General features: G+C 52.7%; 18 protein-coding genes, 1 tRNA gene and 2 pseudogenes. 8 read left to right on the top strand and 13 right to left on the bottom strand.

Annotated features, from left to right (window positions below; genetic code table 11):
• Positions 1-96: 96 nt before the first annotated feature.
• Positions 97-1,329: an aromatic amino acid transport family protein gene (locus E3E29_RS03070; RefSeq protein ID WP_167909844.1), complete on the bottom strand. Its 1,233-nt coding sequence runs from the start codon at positions 1,327-1,329 to the stop codon at positions 97-99.
• 145 nt (positions 1,330-1,474) lie between these two features.
• On the opposite strand from E3E29_RS03070, the pseudogene cobB reads away from it, so the two are divergent.
• A pseudogene (gene cobB, locus E3E29_RS03065) lies at positions 1,475-2,217 on the top strand (NAD-dependent protein deacetylase); the annotation flags it as partial.
• A gap of 967 nt (positions 2,218-3,184) precedes the next feature.
• On the opposite strand, the gene E3E29_RS03060 reads toward cobB, so the two are convergent.
• Positions 3,185-3,292 (bottom strand) — tRNA-Met (locus E3E29_RS03060).
• Positions 3,293-3,383: 91 nt separating this feature from the next.
• The gene (locus E3E29_RS03055; RefSeq protein WP_167909433.1) at positions 3,384-4,127 is read right to left on the bottom strand and encodes a cytochrome c biogenesis CcdA family protein; all 744 of its coding nucleotides are present in this window, start codon (positions 4,125-4,127) and stop codon (positions 3,384-3,386) included.
• Positions 4,128-4,248: 121 nt separating this feature from the next.
• Between E3E29_RS03055 and E3E29_RS03050 the strand changes: the two genes are divergently transcribed.
• The 4 genes from E3E29_RS03050 to E3E29_RS03035 all read left to right on the top strand — a co-directional run bounded on the left by E3E29_RS03050 (position 4,249) and on the right by E3E29_RS03035 (position 7,142).
• Positions 4,249-4,911: an MBL fold metallo-hydrolase gene (locus E3E29_RS03050; RefSeq protein WP_167909432.1), complete on the top strand. Its 663-nt coding sequence runs from the start codon at positions 4,249-4,251 to the stop codon at positions 4,909-4,911.
• A 73-nt stretch (positions 4,912-4,984) separates the two neighbouring features.
• Positions 4,985-5,692: a DUF257 family protein gene (locus E3E29_RS03045; protein WP_167909431.1), complete on the top strand. Its 708-nt coding sequence runs from the start codon at positions 4,985-4,987 to the stop codon at positions 5,690-5,692.
• A 56-nt stretch (positions 5,693-5,748) separates the two neighbouring features.
• Positions 5,749-6,378, top strand: coding sequence for a DUF257 family protein (locus tag E3E29_RS03040; RefSeq protein ID WP_167909430.1), 630 nt, complete (start codon positions 5,749-5,751; stop codon positions 6,376-6,378).
• A gap of 5 nt (positions 6,379-6,383) precedes the next feature.
• Positions 6,384-7,142: a DUF835 domain-containing protein gene (locus E3E29_RS03035; RefSeq protein WP_240922767.1), complete on the top strand. Its 759-nt coding sequence runs from the start codon at positions 6,384-6,386 to the stop codon at positions 7,140-7,142.
• A 123-nt stretch (positions 7,143-7,265) separates the two neighbouring features.
• On the opposite strand, the gene E3E29_RS11965 is transcribed toward E3E29_RS03035, so the two are convergent.
• Positions 7,266-7,388 carry a hypothetical protein gene (locus E3E29_RS11965; RefSeq protein WP_277346682.1) on the bottom strand — a complete coding sequence of 41 codons (123 nt, stop codon included), beginning with the start codon at positions 7,386-7,388 and terminating at the stop codon, positions 7,266-7,268.
• Positions 7,389-7,403: 15 nt separating this feature from the next.
• On the opposite strand from E3E29_RS11965, the gene E3E29_RS03030 reads away from it, so the two are divergent.
• Positions 7,404-7,637 (top strand): hypothetical protein, encoded by a 234-nt coding sequence (locus E3E29_RS03030; protein WP_167909428.1) that lies wholly within the window; start codon positions 7,404-7,406, stop codon positions 7,635-7,637.
• Positions 7,638-7,741: 104 nt separating this feature from the next.
• On the opposite strand, the gene E3E29_RS03025 is transcribed toward E3E29_RS03030, so the two are convergent.
• The 7 genes from E3E29_RS03025 to E3E29_RS02995 form a co-directional block, all read right to left on the bottom strand.
• Entirely contained in the window at positions 7,742-8,188 is a 447-nt protein-coding gene (locus E3E29_RS03025) for a hypothetical protein (protein ID WP_167909427.1), read from the bottom strand.
• Positions 8,188-10,203: a ferrous iron transport protein B gene (gene feoB / locus E3E29_RS03020; protein WP_167909426.1), complete on the bottom strand. Its 2,016-nt coding sequence runs from the start codon at positions 10,201-10,203 to the stop codon at positions 8,188-8,190. The genes E3E29_RS03025 and feoB overlap by 1 nt, the downstream gene beginning before the upstream one ends.
• Positions 10,200-10,427, bottom strand: a complete 228-nt coding sequence (locus E3E29_RS03015) for a FeoA family protein (protein ID WP_167909425.1) — start codon at positions 10,425-10,427, stop codon at positions 10,200-10,202. The genes feoB and E3E29_RS03015 overlap by 4 nt, the downstream gene beginning before the upstream one ends.
• A complete protein-coding gene (locus tag E3E29_RS03010) occupies positions 10,428-10,640 on the bottom strand; it encodes a FeoA family protein (protein ID WP_167909424.1) in 213 nt (70 codons plus the stop codon).
• A 331-nt stretch (positions 10,641-10,971) separates the two neighbouring features.
• Positions 10,972-11,511, bottom strand: a complete 540-nt coding sequence (locus E3E29_RS03005) for a DUF2250 domain-containing protein (protein WP_167909423.1) — start codon at positions 11,509-11,511, stop codon at positions 10,972-10,974.
• Positions 11,459-11,890, bottom strand: coding sequence for an isoprenylcysteine carboxylmethyltransferase family protein (locus E3E29_RS03000; protein WP_167909422.1), 432 nt, complete (start codon positions 11,888-11,890; stop codon positions 11,459-11,461). The genes E3E29_RS03005 and E3E29_RS03000 overlap by 53 nt, the downstream gene beginning before the upstream one ends.
• 2 nt (positions 11,891-11,892) lie before the next feature.
• Positions 11,893-12,303, bottom strand: a complete 411-nt coding sequence (locus tag E3E29_RS02995) for a NifB/NifX family molybdenum-iron cluster-binding protein (protein WP_167909843.1) — start codon at positions 12,301-12,303, stop codon at positions 11,893-11,895.
• 249 nt (positions 12,304-12,552) lie between these two features.
• Between E3E29_RS02995 and E3E29_RS02990 the strand changes: the two are divergent.
• A pseudogene (locus E3E29_RS02990) lies at positions 12,553-13,380 on the top strand (Mrp/NBP35 family ATP-binding protein); the annotation flags it as partial.
• A 58-nt stretch (positions 13,381-13,438) separates the two neighbouring features.
• Positions 13,439-13,885 carry a CGGC domain-containing protein gene (locus E3E29_RS02985; RefSeq protein ID WP_167909420.1) on the top strand — a complete coding sequence of 149 codons (447 nt, stop codon included), beginning with the start codon at positions 13,439-13,441 and terminating at the stop codon, positions 13,883-13,885.
• A gap of 10 nt (positions 13,886-13,895) precedes the next feature.
• Here E3E29_RS02985 and hisC read toward each other — a convergent pair whose 3' ends face one another.
• Together hisC and E3E29_RS02975 are read right to left on the bottom strand one after the other, a co-directional pair.
• Positions 13,896-14,924: a histidinol-phosphate transaminase gene (gene hisC, locus E3E29_RS02980; protein ID WP_167909419.1), complete on the bottom strand. Its 1,029-nt coding sequence runs from the start codon at positions 14,922-14,924 to the stop codon at positions 13,896-13,898.
• The gene (locus tag E3E29_RS02975; RefSeq protein WP_167909418.1) at positions 14,914-15,501 is read right to left on the bottom strand and encodes a regulator of amino acid metabolism, contains ACT domain protein; all 588 of its coding nucleotides are present in this window, start codon (positions 15,499-15,501) and stop codon (positions 14,914-14,916) included. The genes hisC and E3E29_RS02975 overlap by 11 nt, the downstream gene beginning before the upstream one ends.
• Between the last annotated feature and the right edge of the window lie 2 nt (positions 15,502-15,503).

Genomic DNA, 15,503 nt, shown 5'->3' with positions numbered 1-15,503 from the left:
CGAGGTGTGCATGTGGTCGGAAAAGAACATTGAACGTCCCAAAACGGCGTCGATGTCTAACTTAAATGGAAAAAGGGAAGAAATAGAGAGGCTAACTCATGGAGCCGGGAGGGTCTTGGGGGCTTTCTCCCTAGACCTTGCCCGTACCCCTCGTATCTTTTCAACTCCCCAGATGAGGAGCGGAAGTACTATGAAGGCCAGCATGTCGCCGGTGTCGCCCGCGAAGGCCAGCACATCCGCGAAGTTCCGGACTCCGGCAAAGTAAACGAGCGCGGGGGGAATTACCGTCAGACCCCACGCGACTGGCCGTTTGAACCTCACGAACTCCTCGCTGTTGCTCTGCTGGGCGAGTGCTATCCCTATGTAGCTCGTCGTTATGGCCAGCAGGGGTATGAGGTTGCCGACGAGCCAGCCGGCCCTCCCGTAGAGCGCCTCAAGGCCCTGTGTGGCCACTTCCGGGGTTCCCCTGCCGAAGACCAGCAGGAAAGAGGTCATGAACACCGCGTAGATGACCGTTGGGATGAGGAACGCGAGCACAACGACCCTCTTCGTCTTCTCGTAGCTTCCAAGCCCCTTGTAGACGTCGGGGATTATCGTGTGGCATCCGAGGGCGAAGATCGCAACACCGGTTATGCTGAGTACCCCGGAGAAGTCCGCGTAGAGGCCGTTTTCGAGTCTGGAATGGGGAACAAGCATCATGGTAACTCCCACGAAGAGGGCCAGCATGACGTAGCTCATTATCAGCTCGGTCTTTCCGCTCGCTTCAAGGCCGTGGTAGACAACGATCGAAGCCAGCACCCAGAAGATGAAGCCGCCCACTGTCTCGCTGACGCCGAAGAGGCTGGAGAACACCTGCCCCATACCGGCAACGTATGCGAGAAGCGCGCCGAAGCTCATCAGGGTTATGCTGAGATACATGAGCCAGCCGCCGGCCTTTCCGAGCGTTCTGTTCGCTATCGTGCTCATCTGGGCACCGCCCATTTCCGCCGAGAACCTCAGGGTTATGAAGGCTGTCCCGAGCATGAGGACCATGACTCCGATGAGGACGCCGATGGCTGGAATGAGGCCCACCTTAGCGGCGGCGTAGGGGAGTCCGAGCACTCCGGCTCCTATCTGCGTTCCCACCAGAACCGCCAGCGCTTCCCTCTCGTTTATGCCCCTGCCCTCGACCTTTATCGGGCTCGTCCTTAGGCCCCGGGCACCCTTCCTTCTTCGGAGATTCTGGATGATTATGAGCTTTTTTCGCCTCTGGGCCGCTATTCTCGCCGAATAATACCTTCCGTGTGATGTGGTCACTCTTTTTCTCTCAACACCGTTCGAAACTGGCATCTCTCTCACCGTTAAAATGTATGCATGCATACAATTTAAACCCTCCCTCGGGAGATTGAACCAGGCTTCAAATTTTCTTCGGGGTAAGCGGGGAACTTCCCTCAAAACCGGGCAGGATTTTTAAATGATGCCGAGGACATGGGTCATGCCCGCGGAAGCCGCAAAACTCTCAGCCCGTTCGAGGTTCGCCATAGCGTTCACCGGCGCGGGGATAAGTGCAGAGAGCGGTGTTCCAACGTTCAGGGGAAGAAACGGCCTCTGGAGGACCTACCGTGCCAGGGAGCTGGCAACGCCGGAGGCCTTCAGGAAAGACCCCACCCCGTCTGGGAGTTCTACAAATGGGGAATGCGGAAAATACTCTAGGCAAGCCGAATCCTGTCCATTATGCGCTGACTGAGCTTGAAAGGATGGGAATCCTAAAGGCCGTGATAACCCAGAACGTTGACGACCTCCACCAGGAAGCCGGGACGAGGAGCCTAATCGAGCTCCACGGCAACATATTCCGCGTGAAGTGCACTTCTTGCAGCTATAGCGAAAACCTCAAGGAGACCGGCCGGCTGGAGGAATTTCTGAAGGGAAGAGGCCTCCCACGGTGCCCGAAGTGCGGCTCTCCCCTGAGGCCGGGCGTGGTGTGATTCGGGGAACCTCTCCCCCAAGAGAGCACTTGAGGAGGCTTTCTCCCTCACTGAAAAGGCCAATCTAGCTCTCGTCATCGGAACGAGCGGTGTCGTGTATCCCGTCGCGTACATCCCTTACATCGTCAGGGAGCGGAGAGGAATAGTCGTCGAAGTAAACGTTGAGAGGAGCGGCATCACTCCAATAGCCGATGTCTTCCTCCGCGGAAAGGCTGGAGAGATTATGGAGAGGCTTCTCAGCGAAGTCAAAAGAACTAGGGATGAGCCTCTCTCGCTTTTGACTTTTTACCTGATTTTGCGAGGATTGCAGTTTAGAAAGGTTATTCTTTTGGGATTGAAACAGAATGGGTAGTCTAAAATGTTTCAGACGCTAGTGCTGAAGCTTTTTTTTCAAAAGCTTCATCAAAGAAACTTTGCCCAGCAAGCAAACTTTGCAGAGCAAAGTTTGATTAAAATATCTTATATTAGAGGAAGGGTTTAACTTTAAAATCAGCCTTTCAAGAGGTTTGCTTTTTGTTCTGGCGTCCGAAGGCGCTTTGTATGGAGCAAACACTTTAAACTGGCTAATAATGAGTAAACCCGTCCAAAAACTCACATTTTCAGAAAAACACACTATTTTCCGCCATCCGTTAAGGACGCTTGAACGATAGTGAAAGCGGCGCTGAAGCTTTTGGAAAAAGCTTCACCAAAAGTTTGAATGTCTTCGGGAATTAGCTGAGAATGGAGGATTCTCCTAATAAAGGGGCAAGAGAATGCGGGTTTTCTTCTTTTTAACGCCCTCTGGGCGTTATACTATGAGTAAACCCCCTGAAAATTGCTGATTAAAAATGTGAGAATCCACCAAAATGAGGTGAGTATGTACGACATTAACCTTTAAACAGGCGAGTTAAAACAGTCAGAAACATTCCGCCAGCGCTGAAACTTTGCTTGCAAAGTTTCATCAAAGCTTGTGGTTCTTGTCAAAAGTGCCGTTTTCAGGAGATTTTCTCTGGAAACTTGTCTTCTCATCGTTAATTCCAAATTTTTGAAGAGTTGATATCTGTGAGTTTGCTTTTAATCGACGCCCGAAGGGCGTCAAGGAGAGAAACTACTCTTCATGAGCAATTTTTGAGAGAATTCCTAGTTTTTTGGCCCAGGTATGTAAAATCCCTGGTAAAACTGCAATTTAAGAGGAACCACGAACTTTGATCAAACTTTTGCCAGGCAAAAGTTTGTTGTAATGGTGCCGGGGCGGGGCTTTGAACCCCGGACCTCTCGGTTTCTCAGGCTCCCCCAAAGGGAAGCGGCCCTATGAGCCGAGCGCTCTGACCAGGCTAAGCTACCCCGGCACGACCCGAGCGCTCGACCTATACCTCCAGGAGGGCATTTTTAAATCTTTCGATTCTTTGGACTGCGGTTCCAGATGCCCTTAGAGGGCACTCATGTCAAACACATCAGCCATGCTCCCATTCCTATTAGGAGTACCCCTGCCACAACCGAGAGTTCTGGAGAGTGACGCACCATAGCCTGCGAGAACTCCTTGCTCTCCCTCAAGCCCCCCATGGTTAGGAGGATAACGGTAAGAGGGAGGACGAATATCAGGTTGTAGAGGGTCAGCATGAGAAACACCATCGGTGTTGAGCCCCTCGAAATCACCGCCGCGTACACCAGATACGGGCCAGCAGAACACGGCAGGAGGGTTGTCGAGACAGTGAGACCAAGGATGAGACCCCCAACTACAGTGGCCTCTTCGGAGAACGCCCTTTTTCGCACCAATCCTTTTCCCACCACCCTCGAACGCTCCATGATCCCTGTGACGATGGTGTACGCCCCAAAGACCAAGGCAAAGTACGCAGCCCAATGGAGGGGTATCCTGCCCGCGATGAGGCTCAAACCCAGCCCCAGGGTGTAGTATGAGGCATAGACCGCGACTATGAACGACGAGCCGACGATGTAGAGCTGCCTCCGGCTGAGCCCCTTAACGGAGAGCGCTATGAGAAAGAGGGTGTACACAACAAAGGTGCAGGGGTTTATGGAATCCCCAAGCGCGAGGGCCAGGAACTGCGGGATAAACCAGCTCATCCCAAGCAGATACAGAGCTGTGGAGCTTATTCCAAAGGATAGTACCAAGATAAGGAGGAGGTATTTGACCTCGGCTTTGCTGATTATTTCCCTGAGCCTCATGTTCACAGTTTCTCAGGAGAGGATTTAGCCGTTTCTAAAACCAGGGGTTTAGAACCAGGGGTTGAAAGGGTGCCGTTCGTAGGGTTTTAAAGGAGAAAGGTATAGGATACTGGGGGAGAGCATGAGGCTGGTAATCCTAAACGACAACGTTCCGGCCAAGGGATTGTTAAACGACTGGGGCTGGAGCGTCCTGGTTGAAGGCAAAGACCGCTTTACCTTCGATGCTGACACGAACCCGCTGGTTCTGGCGCACAACTCAAAGGCCCTTGGAGTCCCCCTCAAGGATCTCAACTTCGCCTTCCTGAGCCACTGGCACTACGACCACTACGGTGGTCTTCCGTATATAGCCGAGCTGAACCCGGGGCTGAGGCTCTACGCGCCACCAGGAAACCGGGCTATGGCCCTCAGGTGGGGCTTCGATGTGGTTGAGGTCGTTAAGGCGGGAGAAATCGCCAAAGGAGTCTGGACTTCTGGACCAGTAGACAACTTCGAACAGGCCCTTGGAATCGAGACCCCTTCCGGTCTGGTCGTCATCGTCGGCTGCTCTCATCCCGGAGTTGACAGGCTTACGAGAGCCATCCTGGATGTTTCAGGCTACGAGAAGGCTCATCTCGTAATCGGGGGTTTCCACGGGCCGTCGAGGAGAACCCTTGACAGATTAGCGGAGATGACGGAGTTCATAGCCCCGGCCCACTGCTCCGGCGATGAGGCGAAGGCCTACGTAAGGAAAATCTATCCTGGGAAGTTCGTGGGAGTGAGAACGGGAAGCGTGCTGGAGGTCTGAGGCAGGTTTTGTTTTCTGAATCGTTTGGAGGATATACCACAAAACTTTTTAGGTTGTGGGAGATATCTGCAACATGGAGATGGCAATGACAGAAAAAATGGAAAAATTTGAGGCATCGCTGTTTGATTACGCGGAAACCCTCAAGAGGGGAGAGGATGTTCTCATAGAATACACCTCGAACGAACCGATTCACCTGTTCTTCCAGATTCTGATGAAGTACCTGAAGGAGAAGGGGCGTTCTTTTGTGATAGTAGATGCACTGGATCAGCTCCATGTCTTCAAAACCCACCTAGCTCTTGTGGGAATCGACACGGGCATGATAGACAACGCCCGGGTGATAAAGCTCGGCGGGGCATTAGAAACAGGAGATGTGCTCGGCAGAGTTGACCTTGAGGATGATATCCCTGTCTGGAAAAGCCATTACGATGAGTTTTTGAAGGAGGTACAGGAAGGATACCACGTCAGGCTGACAGTTGGACTTGGAAAGGTATTGGTTATGTATGAGAAAACACCTGAGGAGCTGGAGAAATTCTTTGGACTTGTGATTCGCCCCTATCTGGGGGATAAAAAAAGATCCTCTGTATATTTCATAAACACTGATCTCATAAATGAGAAAACGCTCAAAGAGCTCAGAGAGCAGGTAAGCAGGGTCTTTGATGTTGAGCTTGCGGAGGGTGAGATAACCCTCAAAATCCTCAAGTCCATTGACTTCTCTGAATATGGGAGGGAACTGAAAATCAGAGCTCAGGAGCTCCAGGAATATCTAGCAGGCCAGCCGTAAATTATTAATATCCAGAGGGGATAACATATCCTAGAAGGGGGTGTTTGGTATGGGGGATGTTGATAGGATCTGGGGGGGGTTTGAAGCTTGGGGAGACTGTGTTAATTGAGCATGATTCGCTGACCTCCCCAGCTAGAGGGGTTTATCATGCGGTGAAATGGGCTGGGAAGAGAGGTTATAAAGTTGTGGTGGATGATGTCTTGGATACTCTGTATCTTTACGTGACTCATTTAAAGCTGGCGGGTTTTGATGTGAGTGTTTTTAACAATTTATCGGTTATCAAAGAGGGTGGCCTTCAGGACGTTGGAGAGGTTGTGCAACGCCTCCGGTTTAAGGAGTATGCGATAAGGAAGGCGGAATACGAGCGCGTTTTTGAGCCCATCCTCTCGGGGGGGGGGCGAGTACTCAACCTCGTCCTGGGCATTGAGAAACTGTTCTTGATCTCAGACCTGAGGGAGAATATAAACACTGTAAACGCGATTCTGGGTTACACAGGGGACGAGCGCAGGATTGCACTTTACTTCATCAACAAGGATCTGCTGGAAGTCAGTGGGGCTCACCTTCTGCCGTTACTTGAAGAAATTGCGACCACCGTGGTCAGAGTGAACAAGGAAGGAAAAAGCGTCAGATTCTCAGTTGTGAAGTCCGTAAACCCTGAGATTGAGGGAATAGATATAAACGTGTGAGAAACATGCTTCATCTGCTTGGCAATATCGGGGAGGTGCTGCTGGCCCTTGCCCTTTTTGCAACCTCCTATGTTTTTTATTTCTCTATGGAAAACGAGCGCATTAAAGAGAGATACCTGGTTTTGATGGCATTATTCTTCATTCTTCTGGATATCGGGAGCGACATCCTTAGAAACATCGGCTTTTCCAGTCCTGTTCTGGACGTGGCTGGCTCCTCCGGAGAGGTTGTGGGCTCTATCTTAATATTCCTGATGCTCTTCATGGTAAGGAGGGGGAGGGTGAGGATTAAGCTGGATTTCTCAAAACCTCCTGCGGGGGAAGCCGAGCTTGACATCGCCCCGGGCCTGTTTTTACTGGAAACCGGAAGAGAGGAGCTCATCTGCAAGCTTTCCAAGGGAAGAAAGAGTTTAATCATCAGCCGGAAGAGAGAGGATTACTGGTGTTCTCTTGGATGTGATGCCCTGGTTCTGTGGCTGAGCAAGGTTGATGAGGATAACACCATTCATCCCAGAAGGCTTGAGTACTTGAACCATGTGATTGTGCAGTTCATGCACGAGAAAGGGGAGAAGCTCGTTTTTCTGGATGGTGTTGAGTACCTGATCATTGAGAACGGTTTTGATAGCGTCTTCAAATTTCTGACATCGCTGAAGGATTACTCCCTCATGAACAATACCATGGTTATAGTGGAGGTCGACGAAAAGGTTCTGGGAGAGAAGGAGGAGGCACTCTTAAAAAGGGAGTTCAAAGACATGGCGATTTCATAGCCTTCATGGACTTCTTAACCTTCAGCTCAAGTCCCCGAGTGCCTTCACAATCTTGGGGGCCGGCTGGGGTATTCTGGGGTCGTCAGGGCTATCTCCATAACTTCTCCGCGACTCCCCTACCGCCTATCTGAACCTGAATGTCTTCTCCGCGTCGTGTCCCTTCACAATGACCTCCTTCCCCCCTGTTATTCCGAGTCCTCTCAGTTCCTCCAGCACGTCCTCGTTCAGCTCCAGCCTCTCTATCACGACACTTCCCCTTCCATGTCGAGCAGTCTCCCCCCACCCGCAGTGATCCTCTCGGCTATGCCCCTCGGTACCAGGAACCTCCCGACCCTCAACTTCCACGATAAACGGTCCAGAGTGTTCGTGGAGTGCCCTCGTGCCAACGACCTCCAGTGTTGTCCCGACTTCGATGGAGTATCCCTTCAGCTCGCCCAGTACTTCGTCTCCCCCGTCTATCCTGACGACCCTGATTTTTCCCTAGGCCTCCGTTAAAGGTACGAGTTTCTCTTCACCCATCTTCAACACCTCCATGAGGTTAAGAAAACGCGTTGAAAAAAGAAAAGGGCGGTGATGCCCCATGGTTTTAAATTTCAATTTCATGCCTTCACCTTAACTGGATTCTTCGAAACGTCCTTGACCGGTAGGTAGGCTATTATCGAAAGCACTCCAAGGACGAGGTAAGTAGTCACGTCGTCCAGCGGAGTCCATTTAGCAAAGTCCTCGTTGTGAAGCAGGTACGCTTCTATCGCATCAGCCCCCATGACGAGCACCGCAAGGGCCCCAAGGCCAATGCTCAGTACTGCGCCGACGTAGAGGTGGGAGACACTCCTCAGGTCGCCCTCTATGGCTCTCTTGAGGCCTGTTAGGTATACTGCACTTATTGTGAAGAGGGCAAAGGCCGCGAAGAGGTCTCCAGTTGGAACTCCGAGGACTTTTATCTCCTTTCCGAAGTAAGCGAGCACCTCGATTGCTCCCCCGATGAGGTAGAGGAGGCCGAAGATTCCGGTCAGCCATTTCACCTGCCCGAGGTTTATTCTTCTCATCAGAGTACACCTCCCACCGCCACTATGATGAGGGCCACTATGTAGGCAAGAGCCAGCTCATAGGCCACCGCGAAGAGTGCCCACTTCCAGCCCGCTTCCTGCTTTATGACGGCTATCGTGGCAAGACACGGCACGTATATCAGCGAGAATGCCATGAATGCATAGGCCGTCACTGAGTTAAACGCTCCGCTCGCCGCTATTGCGTGCGAAACCGCTTGCTCATTGTCTCCAACACCGTAGAGCACGCCAAGTGTTCCGACCACGATCTCCTTGGCTATGAAGCCAAAGAACAGCGCCACCGCTGCCTTCCAGTCCCAGCCCATTGGGCTGAAGAGTGGCTGTAGGGCGTGCCCGAGTGCAGCCACCCAAGACTTTGCGAGCAGTTCTCCGTTCTCAAGGGCCTCCGAGCCAAGGTATCCACTAGGTCCCGTCACTGAGAGCAACCAGACCACGACGACGCCGGCGAAAATAACGGTTCCAGCCTTCCTGAGGAACTTCTCCGTTCTCGTCCAGGTATTTCCAAGAATAGCCCCCCAATTGGGCCTGTTGTAGGGTGGGAGCTCCATTACGAAGTAGGAAGGTTCGCCCTTGAATATGAGCTTCCTGAAGAGCCAGGCCAGGATGAGTGCGAGCGCTATGCCGAGCAGGTACATGCTGGTGATTACGGCTCCTTCCTTCCCGGCGAAGAAGGCCCCGGCGAAGACGGCGTATATCGGCAGTCTCGCGGGGCAGGACATCAGAGGGTTCACGAGTATCGTTAGAATTCTGTCCTTCTCGTCCTCAAGGGTTCTCGTTGCCATTATTGCCGGGACGTTGCATCCAAAGCCCATTATCATAGGAATCACGGACTTCCCGTGGAGGCCAACGTGGTGCATGACCCTGTCCATGACAAAGGCGGCCCTCGCCATGTAGCCGCTGTCCTCCAGCCATGAGAAGGCCAGGAACAGGAACGCTATCGGCGGTAGGAACACCAGAACGCTCCCGAGGCCGCCTATGATGCCGTCCCTGAGGAGTGAAGCCAAAGCGTCGTTCGCAACGTGTGCCCCGACCTCATTCCCGAGCCAGCCAAAGAACCAGTCTATTATATCGCTGAAGGGCGCCGAAACATCGAAGGTGAACTTAAAGACGGCCCACATGAGGCTGATAAATATCGGGATTCCGAGGTACTTGTGGGTGAAGACCTCGTCCAGCATGTCGCTGAAGGTTATCCTCTCCTCCGTCTTCACGATTGCTTTTTTGGCTATCCCCCCTATCAAACTGTAGCGCTCGTCGGCCAGCGCGAGCTCAACGTCCCCATATTTCTTGTGGAGTTCCCCGGAAACCTCTATAAGCTCCCTCAGGATGTCGTCCCTTAACCTGCTCTTCTCGACTATTCCCTTGGCCTCGTCGTCGCCTTCAAGAAGTTTTATGGCGAGCCACCTCGGGTTGTATCTCCTCACCAGCTCGTCGTCCCGCTCGATAACCCTCGTGAGGCGCTCGATATGGGCTTCAAAGTTCGGGTACTCGACCGGGCGCGACTTTCTCTTGAGGGCTTCGACTATTTTTGCCTTAAGCTCCTCGATTCCCTTTCCTTCGGAGGCAACCATTGGGACGACTGGAACTCCAAGGGCCCCTTTAAGCCTCTTGGGGTCTATTTTGTAACCCTTCTCCTCGGCGAGATCCATCTTGTTCAGCGCAACGACGACGTTTGCCCCTATCTCAAGGAGCTGGAGTGTGAGGTAGAGGTTGCGCTCGAGATTGGATGCATCAACGATGTCAACGACCACTCTGGGCTTCTCCTTTACTATGAAGTCCCTCGCTATCTTTTCGTCTATTGAATACGCGGTCAGTCCGTAGACGCCAGGCAGATCGACGACCCTAAACTTTGTCCCTTTGTATTCAAACTCCCCCTCCTTCTTCTCAACGGTAACTCCCGGCCAGTTGCCGACGTGCTGTCTGAGGCCGGTTAGGGCGTTGAAAAGGGTGGTCTTACCCGCGTTTGGGTTCCCTATCAGGGCGATAACTACTTCACTCATCCTTCCACCTCCACCTGGATCTTCATCGCCAGCCCCCTTCCGAGGGCAAGCTGCGTCCCCCTGACTGCTACCATCATAGGGCCGGCCATCTGGTTCCTGACCACGACCACCTCACTGCCGGGAGAGAGCCCGAGTTCAGTCAGCCTTAAAAGCACTCCCCTTCCCCCGGCGATTCCCCTGATGACGGCCCTTCTGCCCTCTTCCACGAAGGCCAGAGGCATCATTCACTCCACCTCTATGTAGTCCGCCTCTTCCTTCCTGAGTGAGAGCTTGTAGCCGCGAACCTCGACCTCTATCGGATCGCCGAGCGGTGCCCTCTTCACGACCTTCACGGTCGCGCCTGGGGTTACGCCCATAGTCAGAAGACGGGCCTTTGGGCCGCCGGTAATACCAACGACCTTCACGGTTCTTCCGGGTTCCACTCCGCTGAGCCTCATACCATCACCTCCATGCACAGTTCTGTGTATTGCCCTTAGGTTTCCCTAACAACTTCAGAGTAGGCTAACCTAACATCCCCTTAAATAACTTTCCGTTTGTAAACAAATACTCTGATGTTTAGAAATCACACAATTAGATTAGGCTAACCTAACTTAAATGTTCCGAAATGGATATCATGGGGCAATTGAAACCAACAAGGTGCGGGTCTGAAAAGGAACTAAATGAGTTTAAAATCACAAACAACGCCACAGATCTGTCCCGTTTTCCTATTTCCGTGCATATGCACGAATTAGAGCTTAAAAAGGTTGCGGATCAGCTTCTACTTAATCATTAGATTGCCAGGAAACTCATCAACAACTTAAAAAACGTTGTCTTCTTTCCCGAAGGGGTTGCGAAATAATAAACGGTGAGTTCTTCCATAATTCGGTCGCAATCTCCTCCATTCAACTTTCTGCAGGCCTCTTCAAAGTTGGAGCTCTCCCCGAGTAGTATAATGGTATCCCATCCGCGGGGTATAAGGTTGTTAAAGTATTCCTTCAACCACTTCTCGTCAATCTTCCTCACGAAGAGCTCGCCCTCCCTTGATAGGCGGTAGTATGTGTGGTGCTTGTGGACCTCGAAGGCCTTCTTGAACCTCGCCTTGCTCCTCTTTATCGCACTACCAGAGTCTCTCTCCACCAGTCCGACTTCCATCAGGTCCCTTACGGCGTCTTCGATGAGGGAGAGGGGTAGTTCACTCATCTTCGCCATCATCTTGGCGTAGTCTACTCCAGCCTTCTTGAGGTGGGCCAAGACGTAGAGATGAACCGGAAGGAGTTCAAGGCCTCGGTAGGAACCTGGGCGTTCTCTCCGCGTATTCTCTCCACTCATCGCCAAACCTCTCCTCAAGGGCTTTCTCCTCCTCTCTTATAAACCCAAGCACGCCTATCCAGTAAACGGTGGGGAGGAACAGCATGAACCCGCCGAAGAGCAGGGAGAAGCCAGGAAGGACAAGGAAGCCCCAGATGGAGTATATTGGGTGCCTCACCTTTGAGTAGCACCCTTTCGTGAGCAGCTTCCCCTCTGAATAGGCCCTAGAAACCTGAATGTAGCAGATAAACCAGAGAACGAGGCCAAGGAAAACCATTGCAAGACTGGGGGCTGAAAACGCGAAAAGGCTAACCTCAAGTTTCTTGTTAAGGTAAAACGCTAGGATTGCATAGATGAAAGAAAAGAGGACAACCTTCGGAAAGATGCCCCAGAACTTCATATTCACTCCTCTATCGGCGGTTTTTCGGCCTTCTTTGCCTGCACCTGCTCCCAGAGGTCGTCGAAGTTCTCAATAAACCTTTGGAGAGCGAGATTCAGGTCCCTCGTCCTCGTGAAGAAGGCCACCTTGTTGGTCTTGTCGCGGATTCTCAGGAAGTTCGGCCCCATTCTAAACGCTGCCAGCACGTCGAGGTCGAGGAGCTGGCTGACAACTGCCTTGAACTTCCTGGGGTCGCCGTGCCCTCCGTCCTCTTCCTCCTCGAAGTCCTTGGCCTTGTTGTGCCTTTTTTCGAGGAGCTTATAGCTTCCGCCCTCACAGATTTCGTAGATCGCAAAGAACTCTGAATCGCCGTAGTGAGCATCTATAAGGTGTTCGTCATCCTCCATTCCAAATCCAACCTTAAGGCACCTCATTGGTATCACCGCGGTTAGGTGCCCCTAACGAGTTATAAGGTTTCCCGTTGAGGGGGCAGATCCTCCGGAGAACTATTATAAGCATATGCACGAAGACCTTAAACCGCCCAATGGACAATTTTGAGTAGAACTAAAGGTTAAAACACCGAAATGTTTTTCGTTCGTTGAAATCCATAGTATTGCGGTGATGAAAAGATGGAAGAAGAGAAAAAGAGGACTTTAAGCGCAGTTCAGACCATAAGAGATAAGATCATGAAGAAAGAATCCAAGTGGAGGTACAAGATAGCAGTCCTCAGCGGTAAAGGCGGCGTTGGAAAGTCCACGATGGCGGTGAACCTGGCGGTGGCACTGGCCAAGAGGGGCTACCGTGTTGGGCTCATGGACGCAGACGTACACGGGCCCGACGTCGCGAAGATGCTTGGAATTGAGAAGGTTGATGTCCTCGCCGAGAGAACCGAGGACGGCCACTTTGAGATGCTACCGCCTGAGGCGGACTTCGGCGGGAAGGTCTCCCCCATAAAAGTGATGACCCTGGGCTTCATAGTGGGGGAAGACCAGCCGGTAATATGGCGCGGGCCGCTCGTCACAAAGGCGATCTGGCAACTCCTCGGGGACACAAAATGGGGCGATCTCGACTTCTTCATCGTCGATTTTCCACCCGGAACCGGCGACGAGATACTGACGGTCGTGCAGAGCATCAGCCTCGATGCCGCCCTTATAGTCACGACTCCCCAGGAGGTAGCCCTCCTAGATACCGGAAAGGCCGTTAACTTCATGAAGAAGATGGAAGTTCCCTACGTTGCCGTCATTGAGAACATGAGCTACCTCATCTGTCCTCATTGTGGCAACAAGATAGACCTCTTCGGGGAAGGCGGCGGAAAGAAGCTTGCGGAGAAGGAGGGAGTTGACTTTCTGGGCAAAATCCCGGTTGATCTCAAGGCCAGGGAAGCGAGCGACGCAGGGATTCCAATAGTCCTGTACGAGGACAGCCTCGCGGCAAAGGCGATAGAAGAGATAGCAGAAAAGCTCGTCCGGATTTTGGGGGAGAGAAAAGCCAGCGCGGATAATGGGGATTAAACCGGCGAAACGTTTAAGGGAACCTCCCCTTAAGATTTTTGTCTAAACCTTTCGGGAGATGCCGAAAATGGTGAAGATAGGCATCATAATTTGCGACCGGTACCGGACGTGTGCCGGAGGCAAGTGCTTTAGAGCCCTGAGGGAGCGCGAAGGGGCGTTCAGCATCTACAAGAGCCAGGATGTTGAGGTCGTTGGCTATACAACGTGTGGTGGCTGTCCTGGCGGCAACATCGAGTACGCACCGGCGGAGATGAAGAAGAACGGAGCCGAGGTCATCCACCTGGCGACGGGCTTTCTCGTCGGCTATCCTCCCTGTCCGTGGATTGACTACTTCAAGCGCTTTATTGAAGAGAAGTACGGCCTCGAGGTCGTCCTCGGAACCCACCCGATCCCGCAGAAATACTACTTAACCCACAAAGCCCTCGGAACGTGGGACTCGCCCGAATGGGAGGAGAGGCTAAAGTACGTCATCTGCGACGAGGAGACGCGGAAGAAGTACGACTGATTTCCTGGGTCTAATCCCCTACCCCTAACTTTTCCTCTTTCTCTATGAACTCCTTCAGGTTTTCTATCAGTGCGTCGTTCTCCTCCTTTTTGCCAACTGTGACCCTGATGTGGCCTTCAAGCCTCCCTGAGAGCTTCAACACCGCTATCCCCCTCTCAAGCAGGAAGTCGTGGGCGTCGAGCCTCATCAGCAGGAAGTTAGCCCTGCTTGGATAGGCGTACTCTTTGAACTCGCGGTAGAGCCTCTCCCTTTCGTCAATGATGTAGCGGATGACGTGATTGACGTAGTCAGTGTGTCCCAGCATGAACTCCGCGGCCCTGAGGGACAATGAACTAACGCTGAACGGGGGAAGGACGCGTCTAAGGTAATCCATCGTCTCCTCGCTCGCAACGGCGTACCCTATCCTCGCCCCGGCCAGACCGAAGGCCTTCGAGAAAGTCCTGAGGACGATTAGGTTGTCGTAGTCCTTAACGAGGTCGGTGTTGCTCTCACCGGCGAACTCGGCGTAGGCTTCGTCGAGGACAACAGGGACACCAGTTTCCAGAACCTCTATTATCCTCTTCCTCGGCTGAACGTTGCCGGTGGGGTTGTTGGGCGAGCAGATGAAGATCACCCTCGCGTTTTCGGAGAAGGCCTCAATATCACCGAGCCGGAAGTCCTCTTCGAGGGGAACATCAACCGTTTCAATCCCCTCGAGTGTGGCGAAGAACCCGTACATCCCGAATGTGGGCGAGCTTATGAGGATGTGATCCCCGTCGAAGACCTTCAGGATGAGGCCGATTAGCTCATCGCTCCCGTTGGCGACCATGACGTTTTCGGGTTCGAGACCGTGGAATTCCGCTATCTTTTCCTCAAGCTCCTTTGGATATGCAGGTGGATAGCGGTTGAGCGGGATTTTCGAGAGCTCTCCCATAAGCTCCTTTTTCAGCCCCGGCGGGAGATCAAAGGGGTTCTCGTTCCGATCGAGCCTTACCCTCGCTGGAACTTTGGGGGAAAAGGAGGGTTTGGGGAGATACCTCACGTTTTTCCTAATCCTCATAGACATCGCCCCGTTCAAGCCTCCTCGGGCAGTACTCCACCTCGCAGAAGGTGCAAACGAGCCTGAGTTTATCCTTCTCCGGGGTTCTCAGGAGGAGCTTTTTGGCACCCGGGACGTCCTTTATCCGGGCTATGGTCTCACTCCGGAGGGGACGGTCGACGACCACCGAGAGCCGCGGCGTTTCCCCGTAGAGGTTCCTGAGATGGGCAGAGATGAGCCTTCCCTTTTCCTTGGAAAGGATTTCGAGGATTCTGGCGGTTGCTTCTTTGTGGGCGTTCTCGTCAAGCTCGACTTCGAGAACCTCCCAGTTCATCATCGGTGCTATCTCCTCGATCCTGAGCTCTGGTTCAAGTTTTTCAAAAAACAGCCTGAGGGCGTTGTGCCTCTCTACCATTTCGACTGTGTGGTAGATTATCTTCCGGTTGACCCCTATAACCCGGGCCAGTTCGCTTATCGGCACCTCAACATTGCCGCAGTACGTCTTCCCGTGCCTGACCCTGATGCCGTAGCGCACTAGGGCCTCGGCCACCTTCTTCCTTGCAGGATAGTGCTTAAAGTACTCCTCCACCAGAAGCATTT

Origin of the sequence: Thermococcus sp. Bubb.Bath, assembly GCF_012027595.1 — an archaeon.
Taxonomy (GTDB): Archaea; Methanobacteriota_B; Thermococci; order Thermococcales; family Thermococcaceae; genus Thermococcus.
The sequence above is the reverse complement of the archived record's forward strand: the minus strand, read 5'-3'. Positions and strand labels throughout refer to the sequence as shown.